We start from the raw sequence: 23,420 nt of genomic DNA on the forward strand, positions 1-23,420 counted from the left end.
ATGGCTAAGCCACTGATTTTAGTTTCTAATGACGATGGTATCACTTCCCGAGGCATAAAAAAGCTCGTAGAGCTAATGAAGCAACTGGGAGAAGTGATCGTAGTAGCTCCTGATAGTCCTCAGTCTGGTATGGGGCATGCCATCACGGTAGGGGATACCTTACGGATCAAAGAAAACCGCTTGTTTGGTGAGGAGGTGAGGTCATACGAATGCAGTGGTACACCTGCTGACTGTGTGAAATTGGCCAAGCACCATATTTTAAAAGATCGAAAGCCTGATTTGGTAGTAAGTGGTATCAATCATGGTAGCAATAGCTCCATCAGCGTGCTGTACTCAGGTACGATGAGTGCGGCTATAGAGGCGGCCATAGAGGGTACACCGGCTATTGGTTATAGTTTGTGCGATTATGACCCGGATGCTGAGATGGATCATGTAGACGAATACCTGCTGAAAGTAGCTCAGGAAGTGTTGGATAAAGGCATTCCAAAGGGCATAGCACTCAATGTGAACTTCCCGGCCAGCCAGTCACAAAAAATCAAGGGCATAAAGGTATGCCGGCAGGCCAACGCACGCTGGGAGGAGGATTTTGATCAGCGAGTAGACCCAAATGGTCGGAAATATTTCTGGATGGTGGGCAATTTTGTCAACCATGACAAGGGAGAAGACAATGACGAATGGGCCATTGCAAACAATTATGTTTCCGTGGTACCATGCCAGTTTGACCTTACGGGCCATCATGCCATCCGTGTGCTCAATGACGAATGGGATATTTGATCAGAAAGGGTGAAACCGTAAGTAGATATTAAGTGCCGGGTTGGGGTTGTTGACCACACGGCCATAGCCTGGCACGCTGTATACATCGATTACACTGTAGCGGTCATAAGTGGACATGAAGCGCATTCTAAACTGAAAACCGATAGAAAATAGTTGGTTGATTTTTGCCTCAGGTTCTTTTTTGTTTAGCCTTAGATTGCTCTCCGAAGTTATTGCCGCTTCTATCCATCGTGCTTCTCCCTGGCGTGGGCCAAAGTTATACTGATAGTCGTCCTGCACCCCTTCACTACTTTTTATCCATGCCGACCCACGATCTTCGAAGGTGCTAATGGCATAGTTTACACCTATTCCCAGCCTACTGGTCGCATTGATAGGTGCCATATATCCACCGCCTACTCTAAAGTATTCACCTTCCGAGGTATAAGAGCCGTTTTCGATGGCATTTTCGGGACTAAGACTTGCCTTTCCTGCTTCGCCTATGAGGTAATACCTTTCAAAAAACAACAGCGTAAGTGACCCTTCGTATTTCTGATCAAAGCCTGCAGCAGTGGTGATGGACTTGCCATAGTCCCAAAGCAGAGAAGGCTGTAATAGCTGAGGAGGTGCTTGCTCTACAGGAAGTGTGGCCACTGAGTCTGAGGGTGCAGTCTGTGTGGTGTCTGCCACCTGGGCTAGTCCTATCAGGCTAATCCAGCTACTAAAAATATACAGTGACAGTCGTTTCATTGCTTAGGCACGTTTCACAGTTGATCTTCAAGGAGTCAAATCCAGTATAGTTAGTAACGTTTACATCGGTGGCGAGTACCCGCAATATCCGATCAGCTCCCATTTCCTCAAAGGTAGTGTATTCAAAAGCGATGGTATACTGTTCATCAGCAAGGGTGATTTCGAAACTACTTACACCCGGCCCATCGGCCAGAAGTAAAGGAAACCCAAACGAACTCAATGTATCCTCGAATACCACCTGTTTATTGGCTTCTACCAGTATTACTTCATCAAGCTGTACTTTTCCATCACTGATTACCTTCACGATTGTATTTAGGTCCGATTTGAGGGTGTTGAGTTGTCGGTTCCAGGAGGATAGGGAGTCTGCACTGGTATCCAGACTATCTATGGTGTGGTTAAGAGCCTCCTGCTTGTCCAGGTATTCTGTTTCGCCCGCTTCTACCAGGCTGTCAATGGTTTCTAGAGAGTCAGCAAAAAACACTGAAGTATCTTTTAACAGTGCCAGTGTAAGCTTATTGTTGTCTATAGAGTCTGTAACCCTGCTGATACTATCTTCAAGATGTGCTGCACTGTCCTGGTTGATAAAAACCAGTTTTACCTTTGGGTCATAAACCAAAGGCTCACCACAATCGTCGCAGGGGTCACATGCCCATGCTACCAACAGCCAAAATAGAAGGATGTAAAATTTGTTTTGCATTTATACTGGGTCTACATCAAAGTATACGCGCACGCTTTTATACAAACGCTGACTTTGAAGCATATTACGCGAATTAAGCAGGAATTCTTTTAACGCACGCAGGTTGATGCCTTGTTTTTCAAATTTCACGGTGATTTCAAATAAGTATTGATTTCTGATTTTGCTCACCATTGGCTCTACAGGGCCCATCACGCGATGGTCTCCCAACTGTTTGCGCAAAATTCCACCATAGTATCTTGCAGCATCGCCCACTACCTGCTTGTCAGGGTCTTTGAAAGTGATCTGGATGATTCTGTAAAACGGAGGGTAGCGAAACTGTTCACGTTCCAGTATTTCACTCCGGTAAAAGCCAATATAGTCCTGCCTGCGCAGGTAAGCCAGTAGTGGTTGCATGGGGTCGTTTGTCTGAATGACTACTTGTCCACGCACATCCCTGCGACCAGCACGTCCACTTACCTGGTGGATGAGTTGGTAGGCACGCTCATGGGAGCGAAAGTCAGGAAAATGAATCATACGGTCCGCATCAAACACACCTACAAGCTCCACATTTCCAAAATCGAGCCCCTTGCTTACCATCTGTGTGCCCACCAGAATGTCAATGTCACCCGCCTCGAATTCATCGATAATCTTTTGATAACTGTACTTACTGCGTGTGGAGTCCAGGTCCATGCGACGAATCCGAGCGGTGGGAAGCAACAGCTCCAGTTCTTCTTCGATGCGTTCTGTGCCATAGCTCATCGTTTTGATTTCTGTAGACTGACACTGCACACATTCGCTGAGCACTTCAGACTTATAGCCACAGTAGTGGCAGATGAGGAGGTTTTGATAGCTGTGAAAGGTGAGGCTTACATCGCAATGCGGACATTTGGGAATATACCCACAATTGTCACAGGTGAGGTAGGGCGCATAGCCCCTTCGATTTTGAAACAAAATGGCTTGTTTGTTTCGCTCTAGAATATCTTTCAATGCCCCTAAGAGCACTGAGCTGAAGTTGCCTTTTATTTTACGTTGCTTTCTTTCCTTTATGAGATCTGCAAAGGTTACTTCTGGCAGGTCTACATTGCTAAACCTACTTTCCAGACTTACCAGCCCGTATTTGCCTTCGAGGGCATTTTTGTACGTTTCTAGCGCTGGGGTGGCGGTGCCTAGCAGCACTTTGGCGTGATACTTTGCGGCCAGGTAGATGGCCGCATCCCGAGCATGATAGCGGGGAGCAGGTTCGTATTGCTTAAATGAAGGTTCATGCTCCTCATCTACTATGATTAGCGACAGGTCGTTAAAAGGTAGGAAAACAGCGCTCCGAACTCCTACCACAAAATTATACTCGCCTTGTAATACCTTTTGCCAAACCTCTACGCGCTCATTGTCCGAATATTTGGAGTGAAATACACCAAAGGTTTTTCCGAATACTCTCGTAAGCCGCTTGATGATTTGTGTAGTGAGGGCTATCTCTGGTAATAGGTAAAGTACCTGCCCACCACTTTCCAGTATGTCCTGGATGATCGAAATATAGATTTCGGTCTTGCCGCTGCCTGTTACGCCATGTAGCAGTACAGTGCTTTTTGATTCGAACGCCTGAAAGATCTCATCTCTTGCCTGCTGCTGTTGTGTAGAAAGGTTTACGGTTATTTGAGAGGTGTCAGCTAGTGTGTCAAGCCTGGATACAGTTTTTTTCCATTCTTCAAAAACACCATTTTTGGTCAAGGTTTTCAGGGAGCTTATACTGATGCCTGTATTGGTGAGGTGTTTTTTGCTGATGCCCTCATCATTGGAGCTGGGGTCGTCCAGTATTGGTACCATTTTTAGGTAAGTGAGTAGTACATCAAGCTGCTTTTTTTTGGTTTCGAGCTGGGCAGCCAGTAGATTCAGCTGGTCCTCCTGAGCGTAGTGCCCGGTTAGGCGTATCCACGTTTCCTGCTTGGGAGTGTATTTGTCTTTTACCTTTTCGAAAACCTGTATAGCATTCTTTTCTTTAAGCTTTTTCACATGTGCATAGGGCGACTTTATATCAAGTAGCTTGCCCATGTCATTCATGGTGACATCACCAGATTGAAGATGGTTGATGATGATGCGTTCTTTTTCGGTGAGCTCCAGCTCTTCCACGTCTATATCAGGGTTGATAGACAAGTAGGATTCACTAGAGATTTTTAATCCTGCAGGCACGGCCGCATTTACTACTTCTCCGAGGCTGCACATGTAATAGTCGCTTACCCACTCGAAAAAAGAAAGTTGTTCGGCGGTTACTACAGGAGTTTGGTCCACCATATCCAGAATTTCCTTGGGGTGGTACTGGTCAGGAACTGTGTCATGCACATGATGGATGATGCCTGTGTAGATTTTTCGTTTGCCAAACTGGACAATTACTCTGGCACCAATTTGTGGGTTGGGGAAAAGCACTGGCGAGTATCGGTACGTAAACGTGCCAGGCAGGGGAAGGGGTAATATGACTTCTAGGAAACTCAAGGAGGCAAATCTAACTTACATTCCTCCCTGAAAACAAGCTCATTTGATAATGATATCAGTGGCGCCGGGCATCGGCCATGTCTGTGGGTATTTGTTGTTTTAATTTGTCGTAGTTCTGCATGAGCCTATCTATGATTTTTACGGTGACAGTGGTCATTTCCACCATGTCTTCAAATTTTTCTGCCACTTCTAAAAGCTCTTCTTTGGTCATTTCCTGGTTAGCAAGCACCTTTTCCTTAAAGGCTTGCAAAAACGCTTTTTCTTCGTGATACAAGTTCATGTGTCGGTCGGTTGATGGTGTTTGCTGGTCATTGATGGTATTAATCTAATCAATATTGAAGACTCTTGTGATGTTTTTTTGGATGAATCAGTCATCCATGCACATGAATCTATCAATTTGAGGATTGAAGCTGAGACAGTACTGGTTCGATTTCGAATAGGGGTTGTTTGCACACTTTATTATAACAAATGAAATAAGTAACGCCATCACCAAGGTCAGACTTATGCTCCAGTAATGGAGGGTGATCGGTCTGCTGCTCTGTCGCCATCAATATTTTGTTGGGCAGGTAAGTGCTTTGAAGAGCGCTTACTCTGTTTAAGGCTTTAGCACCTACGAGTATTACTTCAGGGGTGTCTTCTGAGGCCATAAGCGAAACTGCCGCCCAGTTGCTCAAGTACTCAGCTTCCTGCTTGATGAGTTTGTTGACTCGAAGGACCATTCCTAGTGCCGTTTTTTTATACTCATCGTTATCATACATCAAGCCTAGACGGTAGAGGTTTTTGGCCATTATGGAGTTAGAGGCAGGGATGACATTGTCAAAAACTTCTTTTTTTCTGGCAATTAGGTTTTCTGCCTGGTCTCCAGTGAAATAAAACAAGTGCTCTTTTTCATCAAAAAACTGTTCGAGTGTCTGGTTGGTCAGGTCACGAGCCAGATCCAGGTAGGATACATCAAAAAACGTTTCGTAATAGTCGGTAAATGCCTGGATGACAGCCGCGTAATCTTCCATATACCCTTGCGTGGACTGACCGTGTATTCGGAGCAGCCGTCCATTTTCTATCATTTCATTTTTTAGAAATGCGGCGTTTTTCTTCGCTAAATCAGCAAATAGTGGATCTTGAGTAGCCTGGTAGCTATCGCAAAGTCCAGATAGAGTTAGTCCGTTCCATCCGGAAATGATTTTGCTGTCAAGTCCCGGACGTACCCGCTTGGCTCGCTCTTCAAGTGCTTTGGCTGTGAAATCTGTCACCTTTTGTTGTAAGTCTGCCGAAGACAGATTGAGTTCATTGGCCAGGTCCTGGTGTCGTTCGAGTCTTCTCAAAACGTTTTTTCCATGTTCCCAGTTTCCATTTTGTTGGATGTCAAAGTACTCAGCGATCACTGAAAAGTCATCACCGGCAAGTGCTTTTACTTCATCAAACGTCCATACGTAGAACTTACCTTCTTCACCTTCACTGTCGGCATCCAGTGCACTGTAAAATCCACCCGTCTCGTCGAGCATTTCCCTGCTGATCCAGTTTGTAGTTCCCTTAATTACTTCCAGGTATCGCTCATCCTTGGTGAGTTTATATGCTTGTGCATAGAGACTCAGGAGCTGCCCATTATCATAGAGCATTTTTTCGAAGTGTGGTACATGCCATTCGCCATCTACCGAATAGCGGGAAAACCCACCACCTATATGATCGTAGATGCCACCGTCGGCTATTTTGTTGAGTGTGAAGAGCAAATGTGACTGAGCCTCCTGATGGTCATAAGCATGGCTGTAGGTGAGGAGCATGTTCCAAAGGGCAGGCATTGGAAACTTTGGCGCTTTCTTTAGGCCACCCCATTCCGAATCGAAGCGTTTAGCTAGCTGGTCGTATAAACTGTCAAAGTCAGCTTTTTCAAGCTCTTTACCAACTTCGCTCAGTCCGTATTTTTCTGATTCACTTTGCTGGATACTCGCTGCAAACTTGCTGGCCGATTCATAAAGCTTATCATAGTTGTTGGTATAGGCTTCATCTACGGCGTTTATCAGTTTAGTCCACTGCTCAGGTGGAAAGTAGGTGCCCCCATAAAATGGCTTTTGGTCTGGGGTCAAGAAAACGTTTAACGGCCAGCCACCATTGAGCCCCATGGCCTGGACAGCTTCCATGTAGATGTTGTCAATGTCTGGTCTTTCTTCCCGGTCTAGCTTGATGTTGATGAATTTTTCGTTCATCAGGGCAGCGATCTCTTCGTTTTCAAAGGATTCGTGTGCCATCACATGGCACCAGTGACACGACGAATAGCCTATGCTAAGAAGAACCGGTTTGTTCTCTTCTTTAGCTTTTGCAAATGCTTCATCACCCCAGGGATACCAGTCCACAGGATTGTGGGCATGCTGTAGTAGGTAAGGACTTGTGGCGTCTATCAGTCGATTCGTGTGTTTGGCGTTCTCTTGTGAAGTCATAGATTGTTTTTGCTGGCAGCTGATTACCAAAGTGAGAACCAGTAAAACGCTGAGTCTGTTTAGCATTATAAGAGTTGTTTTTTTATAAGCTCGAGCTCGCTAGATACGTCCACTCTTGTGCCAAGCTTTTCAAGTTTTTGGATAGTGGATTTTAAGAATTTCTGATGGTTAGTTGCCTGGGGGTGAAAAGCCCTGTGTTCTAAAGATTTTTTGATTCTAGCCCATTCCTGGATGAATTTTTGACTATCTGTATCCATGTAGGTTTTGACAAACTGCTCCCAGATATAGGTGATGGCTTGTTCTGAGGGATGGATCATGTCCTCTTTATAAAAGCGGTAATCTCGGAGCTCATCGATCATGATCTCGTACGAGGGAAAATAGTAGGCGTTAGGGTCTTGATTTGTGATTTTGTGCACGGCCTGAAGCAGTGCCGATTTGCTGTAGTTGTTGGCTACCAGTCCCTCTCGTATGTGGCGTACAGGACTTACCGTCAGGATCACCTTTACATCTCCATTGATACTTCGAATCAATTCCATAGTCTGGCGGTAATCTTCGATTATTTCCGGAATTGAAAGCTCCATCTTTTCAAACTGCTGACTGGGTACTTTATGACAGTTCGCTACGATTTTTCCAGTCTTCAGGTATTTGTATACATAGATGGAGCCAAAGGTAAGGATCATCCAATTGGCATTGGTGAGGCTTTGGCGGGCATGCAGGCTTCGCTGTGCTAGTAAGTTTTTGAATGTGCCTAGGTCAGTGCCTGATATCGCACTATGCGTGTCCCAGTGAAAGTACACACCATCATTTTGAATGAAGTTTTCAGGGTCAATACCTTCTGACAGTATGAGGCGAAGATTTTTGAAAATGGAGTAGGGGTTGTATATCACCCCGAGAGGGTTGGTAAGTATGTTGAACTTATGGTCTTTCAGTTGCTGACCAATGTTGTCAGAAAAGCAAGAGCCAATACTGAACAGCGTGTCTTTCAGACGGATTTTAAGCGTTGAGGGTTCCGGTGTGAAGGGCAGCGTAAACACGTGCCAAAGTTAGTCGGTATTTCTATTAAAAAAAGCCCTGATTTCTGAAGAAACCAGGGCTTTTAAGAATTGAGAAGTGACTGCTATTATTCAGGCACTACGTTCAAAGTGATTTCGTGGTGTACTGCTTTGTGCAGGTCAAGTACTGCTTTGTGTTCACCAGTTTCTTTGATAGATCCTACGATCGTGATTTTCTTACGGTCTATGTCGAAACCTTTTGCACTAAGTGCATCAGCAATCTGAAGTGCTGTTACCGCACCGAAGATTTTGCCAGACTCACCGGCTTTAGTTTTGATTTCAAGCGTAAGGTCACCAATCTTTTTCGCTAGATCTTCAGCGTCATTTTTGATTTTCTCTGCTTTGTGAGCAGCTTGTCTTACGTTTTCAGCAATCATCTTTTTGTTGCTTTCGCTAGCAATGATCGCCATTCCTTGAGGGATGAGGTAGTTACGGCCATATCCAGGCTTTACTGCTACTACGTCATTTTTATACCCCAGTCCTTTGATGTCTTCTTTTAATATGATATCCATCGATCGCTTACTTTAAAGAGTCAGTAACATAAGGTAACAAAGCCAGGTGTCTTGCACGCTTTACGGCTTGAGCAACTTTGCGCTGATATTTCAGGCTAGTGCCGGTGATTCTTCTAGGAAGAAGCTTACCTTGTTCGTTTACAAAGGCTAGCAAGAAATCAGGGTTCTTGTAGTCGATGTATTTGATACCACTTTTCTTAAATCGGCAGTATTTGTCTTTTTTCTGCTCTCTGTTGATAGGTTCGTTCTGCAATGTCATGACGCCACCTCCTCTTTTTTCTTGTTAAACTCTCCTTTTCTTCTACGCTCGTTGTATTTCACAGCATGCTTGTCAAGTGCTGTAGTTAAGAAGCGCATGATTTTCTCATCCCTTCTGTATTCTGTCTCGAGCTTGTTGATTACGGATGGTTCTGCCTTGAATTCAAAGAGTTGGTAAAAACCAGTAGTCTTGTTGGTGATTGGGTATGCAAGTTTTTTCAAACCCCAGTTCTCGTCATTGACGATCTCTGCACCAGCGTCTTTGATGACACCTCTGAATTTTTCGACAGCATCCTTCATCTGAGCTTCAGACAAAACGGGAGTTAAAATGAATACTGTCTCGTAATCTCGTTTCATAATAGATTAAATAAAGAACTAAAATTTTTCGATGTGCAAAAGTAGCCAAAGAATGTGTAATAGGCAATGGCCTTTAGCTATTCTTGAAGATCTCTATTTTACAATAAAGGTTCCTTTGCCCATGAGATACTGGTCGGTGTAGACTTCTACCAAATGTTTGCCTTCGGCATATTCAGATCCTTTGTCATAAAAAACTGTGACTTCCTGACTGTTTTTATCATACAGGATTTCCTGCTTTGCGGTGTAGAACATTTCTCGGCCTTCGTACATAAATGATCCTGAGCCTCTGGTTACATCAAAAAGCACCTGTCCATCAGGAGCTACTACTCTGATCAAAAGTTCTTTTCCTTCAATAGGGGCCACTTCATTCGCGCCTACTGTAAAGTTTATTTTGATCTGATCGATATGCCGATTTCTAAATTCTCCTTCTCGTTCGCGTCCATTTTCGTTCACCGCATATATACGCATGCCTTCTACTTTTAGCCGGGCAGCGAAGGCCACTTTTTCAGCAAGCTCTTCTTTTGCCTGGTTGATCTCTTGTATGCTGGCACTCAGTTCCTGCGTTTCATTTTTGAGCTCTGTGTTTTCAGACATCAGTTGTTCATTGATGAGGGTAAGTTGCTCTATTTCCTCATCTTTAGCCAGTAAGAGCTGTTGATAGCCACCCACACGAGCTCGCAATTCAGAGATCATGTTCTTTCTATTGTCAATTTCAGTAAGCAGCAGCTTTCTTTCAGATTGTAGCTTTTCGCGGATTTTGACGAGCGTATCAACTTCTCCACCCAACTGCTGAATGGTGAGGATTTTGTTGTCTAGTTCAGAAGAAATGCTGTCTAGCTGCAGGAGGGTATTGTTGAGCTCCAGTGCTTGCGCCGCTTTTTCTTCTTTGAGGTTAGTGTTTACATAATAGAAAAATATAATGACTCCTAGCAGAGCCACTACTATACCTATAAAAAGTGGGGTTCTGTCTTTCGGTTTACGAGCTTCTGTAGAGTTATTCTCGGTTTGTTCGTTCATCGCTTCTTCAATTTTGCGTGCAAAAATAGGGTAAACAGCGAGAATACAATAATTAGGCCCAAATCAGAACTTCAAACAAAAATGTTGTTTGCGCATTGGGTGGTGAGGAAAAACCATACCAGCCTGAAATAGATCAATTGTCAGCTTATAGACCGGATTCTGGACGATTTCACTCCACACGTTGGCCATGTCTTCTGACCAGTAGATATCATGGATGATGATGCATTTTGTGCTGGGTGCGTGCTCTTCGATGGCTTTTAGGTAAAACCTTATGGTTTCACTGCGATGATCTGCATCCAAAAAGATAGCCTCAGGAGCGAGGCTTTGGAGTGTCGGGATAAAAGTATCCTGTACCTGACCTCTGATGATTTCATAATTGCCAGGTGAGAGTTGGTGGAGGAGGTGTTCCACATGGGTGGCTAACACGTCTGAACCTTCTAGTGAAAGGACGCGCTGAGCGCTGGTGTAACTAAGGTAGGCCAGAGTGGCTCCAGCACCTGTTCCGGTTTCCAAAACTCGGGAATAGCCTTGGTGATCGATTAGCCGAGCCAGGAAAAGTGAAAACTTATGCGTAGAACTGATACGCCTTGCTCGTTTGCCAAATGGCTCGGCAATCTTTTCGCCTGTGCGTGGGTCTACAAACGTGACGATTTGCTTGTCGTTATAGAGCTCCTTTCGGATTTTGGTTAGCTTTCGGGAAAGGCTACGGTTGGATCTACGAATTAATTGCGTATACAAGGTATACACGAAAGGGGAGTGTAGATCGTGCGCATTTTGAGCGTGCCACCTGTACAGTAGGTAGGCTTTGATTCGAAAAAAAAGCTGCTGCAAGCTTAGTTCATCTTGAAGGGTACCACCATATCAAAGGCGGGAATATTTACCTCAAAGGTTTTTCCGTCCACCAAACGCTCCATGGTGTATGAGCCAAACATTTTGCCAAAGCCGGATTTGAGATTGCAACCACTGACGTACTGGTGCATTTGCCCAGGTTCCAATATTGGTTGTTTGCCTACTACGCCATCTCCATCTACTACTCGCCGTGGAAAAGTGAGGTCTATGATGTTCCAATGGCGAGAAAGCAACTGTATGGTTTTGTCACTCAAATTTTCAATGGTGATCTGATAGGTGAACACAAAATGCTTCTGCACAGGATTGGAATATTCCTGTTGATATTCAGTCTCTACTGTCACTTTGATCCCTTTGGTCGTGTCTGTTATCATCGAAGCTGCTTTCAGTGGAGAAATTTAGAAGATTCACTTTAATTTGCCAACATTCATCAGAAAGTTTTCACCCGTAACAAATGGAAGTAAAAATAGAACCTAGTTGGAAAGCACTTCTGGCAGAAGAATTTGATAAGCAGTACTTTAAGGATTTAGTGGCATTTGTAAAGGCTGAATATGCTTCACATACAGTATATCCTCCCGGTAATCAGATTTTCAACGCCTTTGATCACTGTCCTGTGGATGATACAAAAGTCGTGATTATAGGTCAGGATCCGTATCATGGTCCGGGGCAGGCTAACGGACTATGTTTTTCAGTGGCCGAAGGAGTACGAATGCCTCCATCCCTTCAAAATATATTCAAGGAGATCAATAATGACATTGGTACGGACTTGCCTCCGCATGGTAGTTTGGTGCGCTGGGCAAAACAAGGCGTACTTCTGCTCAATGCTACACTCACGGTAAGAGCGGCCACACCGGGATCACATCAGGGAAAAGGCTGGGAGCAATTTACAGATGCCGCTATAAAAGCCCTGGCAGAGGAAAAGGATAATTTGGTGTTTATTCTCTGGGGAGCTTACGCTCAAAAGAAAGGAGCTATTATCGATACCAATAAACATCTGGTGATAAAATCTGCACATCCATCACCATTTGCAGCACATCGAGGTTTCTTTGGAAGTAAACCGTTTTCTAAAACCAACGAATATTTATTGAAATATCACAAAAAAATCATAGATTGGTGATATTAATTCCCTAAACATTCGCTTATGAGCTTTTATAACCAGCTGGAGAGTCGTAGAGAGCGCCGGCATAAACTTCCCGGATTTTTGATACTTGTAGGTTTTATCATTTTTTCCATCTGGTTGATTAGTCAGGTTGCGATCATGGTGAATACTTTTATGGCAGATACACCTGCATGACTTCAATAGCGAAAGCCTGAACCAATGCACGATCAATTCAGGCTTAGTTTTATGTTTCAAATATTTCTACCTAGTTCACTAAAAGTTCGGCACTTAGGTGATTGCTATTACCGGCAGGTGGCGAAGCATAGCCTTTGATCACCAGTGTGTAGAAAATGCCAGGGGAGAGGTAAAGGTCCTCTACATCCAGGACAGTACTGTCGGACTGTGCATTGTCCACTGCCAGAGAATATGTGCCAGCCGCTACTTCTTGAAATTCAGAAGCAGTGAGGTAACTCTGGGCTCCAATAGCTATTTCACTGCTTTGACTGGAGCTTACTGTTACATCCGGAGCATCTGGCGAAAGGTGTACTACACGGATTTTGGCATGGTCTGCAGTTGGTGCCTCACTATTATCTTCCAATATGAGCGTTTGCAAGTTGGGGTATTCGCCTACTGCAAATACACTGTAAGCATTGTTCGGCTCAAAATTTACCGTGGTGTCAGTCACTGTGTTGTTCGCATCATATGGGGTAAACTTTAGGGTACGTTCGCCGGTGTAGAACCGTAGGTATCCTGTACTCTCGCTATAGTCAAAAGAATACGAATTGATCTGACGCCCATCTACCAGTACATCCAGGCCAGTAGCGTTGGGGCTGGCATGATACAGCGATACATATGCAGTTTCTGGTACAGGAATCTGCTCACTTTCATCGTCATTGCAGGCCGTAAAAGACACAGCAACAGTAAGCAGTTCCACTATAAATCCTAACCGTTTCATTTGTGTTGTCCACGTCATAAGTTTCTGTTTTTAAATTCAACAAAATCCTCATGAACGGAGATGCAAAGGCTATGCCAGGAAAGCGGTAGCAGTGATTAGTTTAGGTCACTGTCGGAGGCAACATCTTCTTCCTGAATAGCAAAGTTTGGTTTCTTGATAAATACCAGGGTGTCTAACTTGTCAGATTTGCTTGAAAAACCGGAGATAAGCTGTATTTGGTCCTCATCGTTTTTGTAAAACAGTGGGATTACCTGAGTGGTATGTTTGTCCATGAACTCCTCATAGTGCACCGTATTTTCAAAAGTAATTTCTTCTACGGCTCCTTTACTACGCAGCAGTTGTACCAAAGCGACAAAATCTGTTCTCGTATTGAAAAGCACATTTTTAGGCAGTGGAATGTTTGTGTTTTCGCTTTCCTCTTTACTTGCCAGTCTGAAGCAGTTGTGCTCACCTAGTTCTTTTTCAAACCAAGAACAGGCCAGGTCGTTGAGTCCAGAGTTGGAAGTAACTGCTACAAGTTTTCCAATTTTAGAAAGGTCTATCTCATCAAAAATATTGTCCGACAGGATGTTGGCCTGCATAGCACGCAATCCCATTTTCTTCGCTTCTCTCACATTAGGGATGGAGGTGTCTACCATTAGCGTGTAGATTCCCTGGCTGGCGATGATTTTGGCTATTTTTCTCGCAAGTTCATTGGCCCCTACGATGAGTACACCATGTGGCTCTTTGCGCCGAACACCTAGGAGTGATGCTACCCATTTGGCTGAAGAGCCTTGTAATACCACAGTGCCTACTATGATGAGGAATACTAATGGCAAAAGCAACTCAGCCTCTCGAGGATCTACATAACCTCCCTCACGTACCAAATCAATAGAAAACAGTGAGGCTACAGCTGCAGCTACTATTCCTTTTGGTCCTATCCAGCTTATGAATACTACTTCTTTCCAGTTGAGGTTTGCCTTTCTCGTACTGAGCAGCACCCCGATAGGGCGGATTAGGAAGATTACGATCAAAAAGAGTACAATGCTTGGCCATCCTAGTTTTTCGATCTGCGCTATGTCTATCCGCGATGAGAGCAGAATGAACAACACAGAAATCAATATAACACTAACATCCTCTTTGAATGAGAGGATTTTTTTGAGTTCCTCGAGTTTTACATTCGCCAAAACAATTCCCATTACCGTGGCTGCCATTAGTCCTGCTTCTGCGTGTATGAGTTCAGAAAAGGCAAAAGTGAATATGACTAAAGCCAGCGTAAATACATTTTGTAAATAACTCGGAAGTGAATTGTTTTTAATGAGGTAATAGAGGAATAGTGCTCCTAAACCACCCAATACGATCCCTGCTGATATGGTGATGAAGAAATCTTGAAAAACCTCTAGCTGATAGCCATTACCATGCTTAGATGACAAGATAAACTCATACATTAATACTGCCACAAGTGCTCCCAATGGGTCTATGAGTATGCCTTCCCATTTCAGGACGGTATTGACGTTGGTATTGGGTCGGACGTTGCGTAGTATTGGGATGACTACCGTAGGACCTGAAACGATGATCAGGGCACCAAACAAAAAGGAAATCTCCCAGCTAAGGTTCATGATATAGTGAGCAGCAAATCCTCCACCTACAAAGGTCACCAGAGCGCCGATGATGAGCAGATTTCTTACCGTGCCCGCCAGACTCCTGATTTCTTTGATATTGAGAGTGAGCCCACCTTCAAACAGAATGACACCTACACTAATGGAGACAAAAGAAAAGAGTAAGTCACCCGTGAAAATGGCGTCTCCATCGATCAGCTTGGAGCCGTCTTCAGTGAAAAAAGTAGAGAGCGGGCCTATAGCTAGCCCGATCAATATCAATGGTAGAATGGCTGGCTGTTTAATTTTCCATGCCAGCCATTGGGCAAAAATTCCTAAAACGAATATACTGGCTAACTCAAGCATATGGTGTGTTTAAGTGATAAAACCAGACTTTTCAACCAATATAACGGGTATTGGTTTAGAAATTACTCAATAGGCTGAAATAATCTGCTCCATCTGATTTTGCTCAGGAATGAACCTTTGTCATCGAGAGACATCCAGATGAATGATGCTTCACCTACAATATAGTCTTCACTTACAAAACCCCAATACCTGGAATCTTCAGAGTTGTGACGGTTGTCACCCATCATGAAATAGTAATCTTTCGTGAAGGTGTAAGAGCTAACTTCCTGACCATCAATGATCAGTTTGTCTACGTCAATCTCTACATCGTCCAGGTCTTCATAGTTTTTGATCGTGCTGCCGTATTTGGCCAGTGTGTATTCATCCACATCGATGGTAAAACCTCGGCCTGGAATTTTGAGTGGTCCAAAATGGTCTGCATTCCAGCGGAAATACCTGGAATCTGGAAATATTCGGGGTTCTGCATTGTCTTTGTCCATAAACATAGGCTCTGCAGATTTTATAAAGTCCAGGGCTTCGAGTTGTTTAGCAGCTGTACTTGTGGTGAGTGCTACATAGCCTTTTCGGCCATCGGGAGTAGCTGCCGGTCCATATTCCCATATTTTATAGTTGGTAAACACCCGGTCACGTATTACCTGATCAGTTTCGATAAAGTATCGGTGCTGCATGAGCTCAGGATTTTCACCCATTTCGCCGTTGATGTACACCTGTCCATTTCGTACTTCTATTTCATCACCAGGTATAGCCACGCATCGCTTGATGTAATGTGTTTTTAAGTCCAGCGGGTGGTAGTCTCCATCAGGTCGTCGGTTGTACTGGTCATTTACCGGGTAATTAAAAACGACTACATCGTTGCGCTCTACCTTGCTCAGAGATGGTAGCCGAAACTGGGGAAGTTTAACAGACTCAATGTAAGAAGGGATTTCCGTGCCCCAAATTTTAGCATGAGTCAATGGCACCTGCAGGGGTGTTTTTGGCGTTCGTGGGCCGTAGTTGATCTTACTCACAAAGAGGAAGTCACCCACGAGGAGTGAGCGCTCCATACTTGGAGTAGGGATCACATAGGCTTCCATAAAGATCCAACGAATAAAGGTGGCGGCAAATACCGCAAATACGATGGCCTCAAACCACTCTTGACCAACCGTACGTTTGCGCTTGGGCATCTCCGCAGCTTTGCCCTGATAGGAAGTATCTCCCCACGCCACATACATCATATAAAAGGGAGCTAAAATGACTCCCAGAGCTTGATCTACATAGGTGTACCGCCCAAAAGACTTTAGCAAATCCAGGTGAATGGTGAGTGCTATGAAAAAATTCACAACAGGTACAAAAAACAAAATGATCCACCATTTTGGCCTTCCTACAATCTCTAGATGTATATAGTAATTGTAAAAAGGAACAAATCCGATCCATCCGGGCTGCCCTGCCTTTTCGAAAAACTTATAGTAGGAGAGGCTTTGTAGCAGGTACCAGCCGAGAACAAATATGATCGTAAAGGTCAGGCTAAAGTCGTTGAGATACATTTATTCGTTTTTTAAGAAATCTTTAATGGATAATATACCGGTCTGATTAGTCGCCCATTCAGCTACTTTTATTACACCTTCGGCAAAAACTTTTCGATCGTGTGCTGTATGCTTGATCTCTATAGTCTCCAGAGGGGAGGCATATGTTACGGTATGGGTTCCTGGTACACCTGGCTCTCGCTTGGAGACGATACCTAGCACACCGTCCTCCTTGCTTGGCTCGTTTACCCACTTGCTGATGGTAGGGTTTTCTTTCATGATGCCCTCACTTAGTGTAATAGCCGTGCCACTTGGCGCATCTTTCTTTTCGGTGTGATGAATTTCTTCCATGGCAGCTTCAAACCCTTCTAGCTGACTCATTTTTTTGGCAAGCCACTCGTTGAGTTCGAAAAACAGGTTAACCCCAACACTAAAGTTTGAGGCATATAAAAAGGTGCCGTTTTTCTCCTGGCAAAGCTGCGTGACTTCTTCATATCGGTCTAGCCAGCCAGTGGTACCAGCCAGTGTTTTTACTCCTTGGTTGAGTAATGTGATGATGTTGTCCAATGCTGCATCCGGTTGTGAAAACTCAATGGCTACATCCGTGTTATCAGGAGAGATTTTCGAAATGTCTTCCGGGTTGTCCTGATCGATGATAAAACTTATTTGGTGTCCACGTGATTTGGCAATGGCTTCTATTGATTTACCCATTTTGCCATATCCTACAACGGCTATATTCATTACTTAAGATTTAGTGATAGTGAAATACCTACTGAGTGCGAAAATAATGCAGTTGATTGAATCGACGGTTTTACCTGCATGGAAAGGTTGTCGTTTACTTCAAACTCGTGCAGGTGAGCAGATACGTGTGCATCTACAATATTGAGTAGGTAAAAGGCAGCGCCGATGATAATGAGCAGGTCGCGGTTGCGTCTGAAGGCATCCCGGTTTCTGGTCAGCGCACTTTCCTGAAACCTTTCGGCAAAGATGTTTTCGGTAGTGGGGTCATTGTCCTGCTCTGCTATGAGTGCATTGCGCATCTCATGGTAGATTTTGTGGTTGTAGTTGATGTAATGGCCAATCAGCAGACCACCACCATAGACGATAGGTATTTTCCAGTACTGATTGTTGTATGCCTGCCCGAGTCCTGGAAGAACAGCAGATAGGAGGGCGGCTTTGTTAGGGTCCAGGTCAGAGACCATCTTTATGGTCTCTATCTGGTCAGAATTAAGAAATACCGAGTCTGCACGGTTTTGCTGAGCAAAGCCGGCTATAGATAGCAAAATGCTAAGGGTAGCAAGGACAATTCGCGTATTACACATTGAGGAGCTCGAGGATACGATCCAGCTCTTCTGCATTGACGAACGGTATTTTGATCTCGCCTTTGTTTTTAGTGTCTGCTTTGATCTGAATCTTCGTTCCAAAATGAGAAGTTAATTTGTCCTGCAATTTAGTGATCTCAGGATTTACTTGAGGCTTTGGTTTTGCGGTTTCCTTTTTGCCTTGCACCAACTCGCGTACCAGTTGCTCTACTTTTCTTACAGAAAGCCCTTCTTTGATAATCTTTTTGAAGATGTCTAGCTGTTGGTCTACATTCTCTATGTTGATGATAGCTCTTGCATGACCCATGGAGAGGTCTCCGTCTCGAAGCGCTATTTGGATGTCTGGTGGCAATTTCAGCAGTCGCAAATAGTTGTTTACAGTGGTGCGGTTTTTACCTACACGATCTCCGAGCTGTTCTTGCTTTAGGTCACACTCAGACAGCAAACGTTGATAACTCAAAGCTATTTCAATGGCGTTGAGGTTTTCACGCTGGATGTTTTCGATGAGGGCCATTTCCAGCATCTGCTGGTCATCCGCAGTACGGATGTAGGCCGGTACCATTTCCAAACCTGCACGTTTGCTGGCTTGTAGTCTACGCTCTCCAGAGATGAGCTGAAACTCATTTTCGCTTAGCGCACGGACTGTGATCGGTTGGATGATGCCTTGTACCCTTATGGATTCGGCTAGCTCTTCCAGTGCCTGTTCGTTGAAGTCCGTACGTGGCTGAAAGGGATTGACTTCTATGGATGCAACGGGTATTTCATTGATGGCCCCTTTGATCGTGGCACCCGAACCACTAATCTGTTCTTTCTCTTCCGAATCTTCCAATAAGGCACCAAGCCCTCTACCAAGTCCGGTTTTTTTCTTCCACTTTTTCTCTGCCATGCTATCTTCTAATATCTTAAACCGCTGTTACTTCGTTACGCTGCATAATTTCTCTGGCCAGGTTTAGATAGGCTAGAGAACCTTTACTTTCAGCATCATGGGAGATCGCTGGTAGCCCAAAACTAGGCGACTCACTCAGTTTAATGTTACGAGGAATTAAGGTGTCAAAAACCATCGATTTGAAGTGTGTCCGCACTTCTTCTACTACCTGATTGGAAAGGTTGAGGCGAAGGTCATACATGGTAAGCAGGATGCCTTCGATCTCCAAATCTGGATTCAGACGGTTTTGGATGATTTTAATGGTGTTGAGGAGCTTGCCCAGTCCCTCCAGGGCAAAGTACTCACACTGCACAGGGACTACCACAGAGTCTGCAGCTGTAAGTGCATTTACGGTAATAAGTCCAAGGGATGGAGAGCAGTCTATGATGATAAAATCATACCGATCACTGACTTTGGCCAGAGCCAATTTCATTTTTTCTTCACGCTGAGAGATGCTGACCATTTCTACTTCGGCACCTACCAGGTCGATGTGCGAAGGCAGCAGGTCCAGGTACTTAATGTCTGTAGTGGTAATGCTACTTTCTACATCAGCATCATCTACCATACACTCATAAATACTTACCTCTACTTCTTTTGGGTTTAACCCCACACCAGAAGTGGCATTGGCCTGAGGATCTGCATCCACTATCAGCGTCTTAAATTCAAGCGCTGCCAGACTTGCTGCCAGGTTTATGGCTGTGGTTGTTTTACCAACTCCTCCTTTTTGGTTTGCTATCGCAATGATTTTACCCATAATACAGTCGAAAAATTTTTGATCTTCCCTTTAGGACAAGGACACAAATATATCTAACATCAAGACAAGTTAAAGTGCACCGTGGAAAAGAAAAAAAGAAGTCTATAGTATGGATATGTTATCCTTTTAATAATCAACTAATTAACACTCATAATGTGTATAATTGGTGAATTACTTTTCGCCAAACATGAAAAAGGGCGACCCGTATGAGCCGCCCTTTATTTTGCTTATTTTTTCTTTCCTTTCTTTTTCTTTTGTTGCTGTGCTTTCATGGCTTCATCCAGCCGCTGCTGAAAGGATGACTTCTTTTTATTGGCGTTTTTCTTCTTGTTCTCTTCGAGTGTCCGCTTGATTTTGTCTTCATCTATAAACTTACGGAAAAGGGCAATCTGACCAAACGAAACGATGTTGGACACGAAGTAGTAAAATGTTAATCCTGCTGAATAACTATTAAGGAAAAACAAGAACATAATGGGCATGATATACTGCAGTGACTTCATCGGACCCTGTACAGTAGTCATCTGGCTGTTGGACCAGGTGTACAGAATGGTAGAAGCTGTCATGAGTAGTGTAAATAAACTCACATGATCTCCATAAAACGGAATGGTGAACGGCAGATCTAGTATGCTGTCGTATGTAGACAGGTCATTGGCCCAGAGAAATCCTTCCTGTCTCAGCTCTATGGAGTTGGGGAAGAAGTAAAACATGGCAAAGAGGATAGGCATTTGCAAAAGCATTGGTATACAACCACTCAGTGGATTGATGCCTACTTTTTGATAAAGCGCCATTTGCTCCTGCTGCGCCTTTTGCATGTCGTCTCCATGCTTTTCTTTGATCTCGTCCAGCTCGGGCTTCATCACACGCATTTTGGCCATGCCCATGTGTGACTTGTAGGTCAAAGGTGCCAACACGATGCGTAAGATGATCACCATGATTATGATGATGACGCCATAGTTGCTAATGTATTTTTCCAGAAAATGGAAAATTGGAATGATTGCGTACTTATTGATCCATGCAAGGATCGACCAGCCCAACTCCACGTTTTGAGAGAAATCAGCCGTTACATCCTTCAGGATGGCATAGTTATTCGGGCCGTAGTAGAATTTAAAGTCTAGCTCATTGCCGATAAATTCACCGTAAGGAAGGGTGAGTGACATCTGCGTGTTTTTCACCGCATTGGTATCAGCAAAATCGATGTGGCTACTCACATGCCCAGAAGGGAAAGGCGTTTCAGAAATAATGGCAGATGTAAAGAACTTTTGTCTAAAGGATACCCAGTTTGCTGGCAGTTCCAGAGTGGCTTCTTCCTTCTCAGTAGAAGTAGCCGAAAGCTCATCTACATCCCCGTCAGTGTATCGGTACTTTACCGTAGATCTGTTGCGGGCGTCTTTAAAGTCCTTCTCCAGACGGTTCATGCGCTGATTCCACGCAAAGCGCACATCCTGACCAATGACAGATTCCAGTCCTTTCTGATCAATAGACATTCCTATTTCATATCCACTTCCCGGAATGGTGTAAGTGTACGTCAAGGTTTGGCCTTCTGGCAGGCTAAGCGTATACTGAAGGGTGGTGGTGTCACCTGAGCTGATTTGGCTGTTGCTCGCATTAGAAGTGAAATAGAGCTCAGAGAGGTCTATTTTTCTAGACAGGTGATCCAGGTAGATGTGCTGAGCAGCATGCGCTTCATCGAGCAGAACGAGTGGATTGCCACGAAAATCTTCAAATTCTTTCAGCACTATTTTGTTGACCGTACCGCCGAGTGACGAAAATGAAATGATCATTTGCTCATTTTCGATGGTGGTGACCTGCTCCTGACCAGATGAAGCCACCGAAAACAATCCAAACTTCATTTCATTGAGGCGGGCTCTGGCACTATCAGAAAGGGTAGTAGTGGCAGCGGCCTCTGGCGCTACTTCTTCTGCTATCTGAGTAGAGTCACTTTGTGTGATTTGGCTTACCGGCTCCGGCTGTGGTTCGGGAGCGAAAAACTGAAAATAGATGGTGATGAACACCAACATCAGAATCAAGCCTATTAATTGATTTCTGTCCATAAGAATCTATCTACTTGTACTATAAGATTTTGATACGTATTAGTTGCTTTCCTTTTCGCGGCTGTAGATGATAGCTGCTTTGATGAATTTCACAAAAAGCGGATGAGGGTTTACCACTCTGGATTTGAGCTCCGGGTGGTACTGTGACCCTACAAACCATGGGTGATCTTTGATTTCCATGATTTCTACCAGATCAGTATCCGGGTTTTTACCCGAAGCAATCATTCCTGCATCTTCAAACTTCTGCAGGTACTTGTTGTTGAACTCATAGCGGTGACGGTGCCTTTCGGAAATTTTGGAATGCCCGTACACATTATATGCTTTGGTGCCTTTTTTGACGTTACAGTCATAAGCTCCCAGACGCATGGTGCCGCCCATATTTTTGATATTTTTCTGGTCTTCCATGATATCAATGACCGGATGCTTGGTTTTGGCATCCATCTCGGTGCTGTTGGCACCTTTGAGCTTGAGCACATTGCGTGCAAACTCAATCACGGCACACTGCATGCCCAGGCAAATTCCGAAAAATGGAGTTTTGTTTTCACGAGCATATTTCACTGTAGTGATTTTACCTTCGATACCGCGCTCACCAAAACCTGGAGCTACCAAAATGCCGTCCAGCTCACTAAAGAGTTTGTCTGCATTGCTTTCTTCTACTTCCTCTGCATGGATCCAGTCGAGTACCACGTTGCATTCGTTTTCGGCTCCGGCATGCACAAACGCTTCAGCTATGGATTTGTATGCGTCTTTTAGTTCCACGTATTTTCCTACCAGGCCAATTTTGACCTGAGAAGTAGGGTTTTTGAGTCTGCCAAGAAATTCTTTCCAGGCATCTATCTTAGGTTCTTTTTTATGCGGCTGCTTAAACTTGGCCAGTACACGTTCATCGAGCTTTTCCTTACGCATCAGGATAGGCACATCATAGATGGTCTCTGCGTCCAGTGCTTCAATAACGCCATTCATTGGGACGTTGCAGAAAAGGGCAAGCTTCTTGCGGATTTCGCTCGAAAGCGGAAACTCAGATCTACATACCAGGATGTCAGGCTGAATACCTGCTTCCAACAATTCCTTCACCGAATGCTGTGTAGGCTTGGTTTTCAGCTCGCCAGCGGTTTTGAGGTACGGTACCAGTGTAAGGTGTATCGCAATGCAGTTGGTGGGGCCGAGCTCCAGGCGTGCCTGACGAACGGCCTCAATAAACGGAAGTGACTCTATGTCACCTACACATCCGCCAAGCTCTGTGATGACAATGTCATAGTTTCCGGTTTCTCCCAGCTTGTAGATGTTGTTTTTGATTTCGTCGGTAATATGTGGAACTACCTGAACGGTTTTACCGAGAAACTCACCTTCACGTTCTTTGTTAATTACATTGTAGTAAATACGTCCTGTGGTGACGTTGTTGGATTGTGATGTGGGTATGTTTAGGAAACGCTCATAGTGCCCAAGGTCAAGGTCTGTCTCTGCTCCATCGTCAGTGACATAGCATTCGCCATGTTCGTAAGGGTTGAGAGTGCCCGGATCGATATTGATGTATGGGTCAAATTTCTGGATGGTGACCGAATAGCCACGAGCCTGAAGAAGTTTGCCTAAAGATGCTGAAATGATGCCTTTTCCCAGCGAAGAGGTTACGCCGCCCGTAACGAAAATGTATTTTACCTTGGACATTAGGGTTGTTTAATCTGTTCGTATTGTTACGGGAGGCAAAGTTAGACTTTTCCATTCAATTTAAGCCAGC

At 44.3% G+C, this 23,420-nt stretch carries 23 protein-coding genes; 2 read left to right on the top strand and 21 right to left on the bottom strand.

Annotated features, from left to right (window positions below; translation table 11 throughout):
- Entirely contained in the window at nt 1–774 is a 774-nt protein-coding gene (surE, locus tag C7460_RS15555) for a 5'/3'-nucleotidase SurE (protein ID WP_115869044.1), read from the top strand.
- Here the strand turns inward: surE and C7460_RS15560 are convergent, their stop codons facing one another.
- The 12 genes from C7460_RS15560 to apaG form a co-directional block, all read right to left on the bottom strand.
- Nucleotides 775–1,500 (bottom strand): hypothetical protein, encoded by a 726-nt coding sequence (locus C7460_RS15560; protein ID WP_115869045.1) that lies wholly within the window; start codon nt 1,498–1,500, stop codon nt 775–777.
- Nucleotides 1,472–2,197, bottom strand: a complete 726-nt coding sequence (locus C7460_RS15565) for a hypothetical protein (RefSeq protein ID WP_115869046.1) — start codon at nt 2,195–2,197, stop codon at nt 1,472–1,474. The genes C7460_RS15560 and C7460_RS15565 overlap by 29 nt, the downstream gene beginning before the upstream one ends.
- Nucleotides 2,198–4,660 (bottom strand): replication restart helicase PriA, encoded by a 2,463-nt coding sequence (gene priA / locus C7460_RS15570; RefSeq protein ID WP_115869047.1) that lies wholly within the window; start codon nt 4,658–4,660, stop codon nt 2,198–2,200. It abuts the gene before it with no gap.
- Nucleotides 4,661–4,715: 55 nt separating this feature from the next.
- A complete protein-coding gene (locus C7460_RS15575) occupies nt 4,716–4,940 on the bottom strand; it encodes a hypothetical protein (RefSeq protein WP_115869048.1) in 225 nt (74 codons plus the stop codon).
- A gap of 112 nt (nt 4,941–5,052) precedes the next feature.
- A complete protein-coding gene (locus C7460_RS15580; RefSeq protein ID WP_115869049.1) occupies nt 5,053–7,092 on the bottom strand; it encodes a thioredoxin domain-containing protein in 2,040 nt (679 codons plus the stop codon).
- A gap of 65 nt (nt 7,093–7,157) precedes the next feature.
- Nucleotides 7,158–8,126: a GSCFA domain-containing protein gene (locus tag C7460_RS15585; protein WP_115869050.1), complete on the bottom strand. Its 969-nt coding sequence runs from the start codon at nt 8,124–8,126 to the stop codon at nt 7,158–7,160.
- 86 nt (nt 8,127–8,212) lie between these two features.
- Complete coding sequence (gene rplI, locus C7460_RS15590) at nt 8,213–8,656, bottom strand: 50S ribosomal protein L9 (RefSeq protein WP_115869051.1); 444 nt, start codon at nt 8,654–8,656, stop codon at nt 8,213–8,215.
- 7 nt (nt 8,657–8,663) lie between these two features.
- Nucleotides 8,664–8,915, bottom strand: a complete 252-nt coding sequence (gene rpsR / locus C7460_RS15595) for a 30S ribosomal protein S18 (protein WP_115869052.1) — start codon at nt 8,913–8,915, stop codon at nt 8,664–8,666.
- Nucleotides 8,912–9,271 (bottom strand): 30S ribosomal protein S6, encoded by a 360-nt coding sequence (gene rpsF, locus C7460_RS15600; RefSeq protein ID WP_394340429.1) that lies wholly within the window; start codon nt 9,269–9,271, stop codon nt 8,912–8,914. Before rpsF ends, rpsR begins: the two co-directional genes overlap by 4 nt.
- A gap of 93 nt (nt 9,272–9,364) precedes the next feature.
- Complete coding sequence (locus tag C7460_RS15605; protein ID WP_115869054.1) at nt 9,365–10,288, bottom strand: chromosome segregation protein SMC; 924 nt, start codon at nt 10,286–10,288, stop codon at nt 9,365–9,367.
- Between the two features lie 63 nt (nt 10,289–10,351).
- Nucleotides 10,352–11,119 (bottom strand): class I SAM-dependent methyltransferase, encoded by a 768-nt coding sequence (locus tag C7460_RS15610; protein ID WP_115869055.1) that lies wholly within the window; start codon nt 11,117–11,119, stop codon nt 10,352–10,354.
- A gap of 2 nt (nt 11,120–11,121) precedes the next feature.
- Nucleotides 11,122–11,508, bottom strand: a complete 387-nt coding sequence (gene apaG, locus C7460_RS15615) for a Co2+/Mg2+ efflux protein ApaG (protein WP_115869056.1) — start codon at nt 11,506–11,508, stop codon at nt 11,122–11,124.
- Nucleotides 11,509–11,588: 80 nt separating this feature from the next.
- Here apaG and C7460_RS15620 point away from each other — a divergent pair, with 80 nt between their 5' ends.
- Entirely contained in the window at nt 11,589–12,251 is a 663-nt protein-coding gene (locus tag C7460_RS15620) for a uracil-DNA glycosylase (RefSeq protein ID WP_115869057.1), read from the top strand.
- A 247-nt stretch (nt 12,252–12,498) separates the two neighbouring features.
- On the opposite strand, the gene C7460_RS15625 is transcribed toward C7460_RS15620, so the two are convergent.
- The 9 genes from C7460_RS15625 to C7460_RS15665 all read right to left on the bottom strand — a co-directional run bounded on the left by C7460_RS15625 (nt 12,499) and on the right by C7460_RS15665 (nt 23,350).
- Nucleotides 12,499–13,206, bottom strand: a complete 708-nt coding sequence (locus C7460_RS15625) for a DUF4397 domain-containing protein (RefSeq protein ID WP_115869058.1) — start codon at nt 13,204–13,206, stop codon at nt 12,499–12,501.
- 77 nt (nt 13,207–13,283) lie between these two features.
- Complete coding sequence (locus C7460_RS15630; protein WP_115869059.1) at nt 13,284–15,131, bottom strand: cation:proton antiporter; 1,848 nt, start codon at nt 15,129–15,131, stop codon at nt 13,284–13,286.
- Nucleotides 15,132–15,193: 62 nt separating this feature from the next.
- A complete protein-coding gene (lepB, locus tag C7460_RS15635) occupies nt 15,194–16,654 on the bottom strand; it encodes a signal peptidase I (protein ID WP_221409544.1) in 1,461 nt (486 codons plus the stop codon).
- Complete coding sequence (gene dapB / locus C7460_RS15640) at nt 16,655–17,374, bottom strand: 4-hydroxy-tetrahydrodipicolinate reductase (protein ID WP_115869060.1); 720 nt, start codon at nt 17,372–17,374, stop codon at nt 16,655–16,657.
- Nucleotides 17,374–17,916, bottom strand: a complete 543-nt coding sequence (locus C7460_RS15645) for a DUF5683 domain-containing protein (protein WP_115869061.1) — start codon at nt 17,914–17,916, stop codon at nt 17,374–17,376. Before C7460_RS15645 ends, dapB begins: the two co-directional genes overlap by 1 nt.
- 31 nt (nt 17,917–17,947) lie before the next feature.
- A complete protein-coding gene (locus C7460_RS15650) occupies nt 17,948–18,841 on the bottom strand; it encodes a ParB/RepB/Spo0J family partition protein (RefSeq protein ID WP_115869062.1) in 894 nt (297 codons plus the stop codon).
- A gap of 16 nt (nt 18,842–18,857) precedes the next feature.
- Nucleotides 18,858–19,634 carry a ParA family protein gene (locus C7460_RS15655; RefSeq protein ID WP_115869063.1) on the bottom strand — a complete coding sequence of 259 codons (777 nt, stop codon included), beginning with the start codon at nt 19,632–19,634 and terminating at the stop codon, nt 18,858–18,860.
- 227 nt (nt 19,635–19,861) lie between these two features.
- Nucleotides 19,862–21,685, bottom strand: coding sequence for a membrane protein insertase YidC (gene yidC / locus C7460_RS15660; RefSeq protein WP_115869064.1), 1,824 nt, complete (start codon nt 21,683–21,685; stop codon nt 19,862–19,864).
- A 39-nt stretch (nt 21,686–21,724) separates the two neighbouring features.
- Entirely contained in the window at nt 21,725–23,350 is a 1,626-nt protein-coding gene (locus C7460_RS15665) for a CTP synthase (RefSeq protein WP_115869065.1), read from the bottom strand.
- Nucleotides 23,351–23,420 lie beyond the last annotated feature (70 nt).

This window comes from Marinoscillum furvescens DSM 4134 (assembly GCF_003386095.1).
Classification (GTDB): domain Bacteria; phylum Bacteroidota; class Bacteroidia; order Cytophagales; family Cyclobacteriaceae; genus Marinoscillum; species Marinoscillum furvescens.

Coding starts and splice junctions, on each gene's coding strand:
- surE (WP_115869044.1), top strand. CDS start 1: ATGGCTAAGCCACTGATTTTAGTTTCTAATGACGATGGTATCACTTCC.
- C7460_RS15560 (WP_115869045.1), bottom strand. CDS start 1,500: ATGAAACGACTGTCACTGTATATTTTTAGTAGCTGGATTAGCCTGATA.
- C7460_RS15565 (WP_115869046.1), bottom strand. CDS start 2,197: ATGCAAAACAAATTTTACATCCTTCTATTTTGGCTGTTGGTAGCATGG.
- C7460_RS15575 (WP_115869048.1), bottom strand. CDS start 4,940: ATGAACTTGTATCACGAAGAAAAAGCGTTTTTGCAAGCCTTTAAGGAA.
- C7460_RS15580 (WP_115869049.1), bottom strand. CDS start 7,092: ATGACTTCACAAGAGAACGCCAAACACACGAATCGACTGATAGACGCC.
- rplI (WP_115869051.1), bottom strand. CDS start 8,656: ATGGATATCATATTAAAAGAAGACATCAAAGGACTGGGGTATAAAAAT.
- rpsR (WP_115869052.1), bottom strand. CDS start 8,915: ATGACATTGCAGAACGAACCTATCAACAGAGAGCAGAAAAAAGACAAA.
- rpsF (WP_394340429.1), bottom strand. CDS start 9,271: ATGAAACGAGATTACGAGACAGTATTCATTTTAACTCCCGTTTTGTCT.
- C7460_RS15605 (WP_115869054.1), bottom strand. CDS start 10,288: ATGAACGAACAAACCGAGAATAACTCTACAGAAGCTCGTAAACCGAAA.
- apaG (WP_115869056.1), bottom strand. CDS start 11,508: ATGATAACAGACACGACCAAAGGGATCAAAGTGACAGTAGAGACTGAA.
- C7460_RS15620 (WP_115869057.1), top strand. CDS start 11,589: ATGGAAGTAAAAATAGAACCTAGTTGGAAAGCACTTCTGGCAGAAGAA.
- C7460_RS15625 (WP_115869058.1), bottom strand. CDS start 13,206: ATGACGTGGACAACACAAATGAAACGGTTAGGATTTATAGTGGAACTG.
- C7460_RS15630 (WP_115869059.1), bottom strand. CDS start 15,131: ATGCTTGAGTTAGCCAGTATATTCGTTTTAGGAATTTTTGCCCAATGG.
- lepB (WP_221409544.1), bottom strand. CDS start 16,654: ATGTATCTCAACGACTTTAGCCTGACCTTTACGATCATATTTGTTCTC.
- dapB (WP_115869060.1), bottom strand. CDS start 17,374: ATGAATATAGCCGTTGTAGGATATGGCAAAATGGGTAAATCAATAGAA.
- C7460_RS15650 (WP_115869062.1), bottom strand. CDS start 18,841: ATGGCAGAGAAAAAGTGGAAGAAAAAAACCGGACTTGGTAGAGGGCTT.
- C7460_RS15655 (WP_115869063.1), bottom strand. CDS start 19,634: ATGGGTAAAATCATTGCGATAGCAAACCAAAAAGGAGGAGTTGGTAAA.
- yidC (WP_115869064.1), bottom strand. CDS start 21,685: ATGGACAGAAATCAATTAATAGGCTTGATTCTGATGTTGGTGTTCATC.
- C7460_RS15665 (WP_115869065.1), bottom strand. CDS start 23,350: ATGTCCAAGGTAAAATACATTTTCGTTACGGGCGGCGTAACCTCTTCG.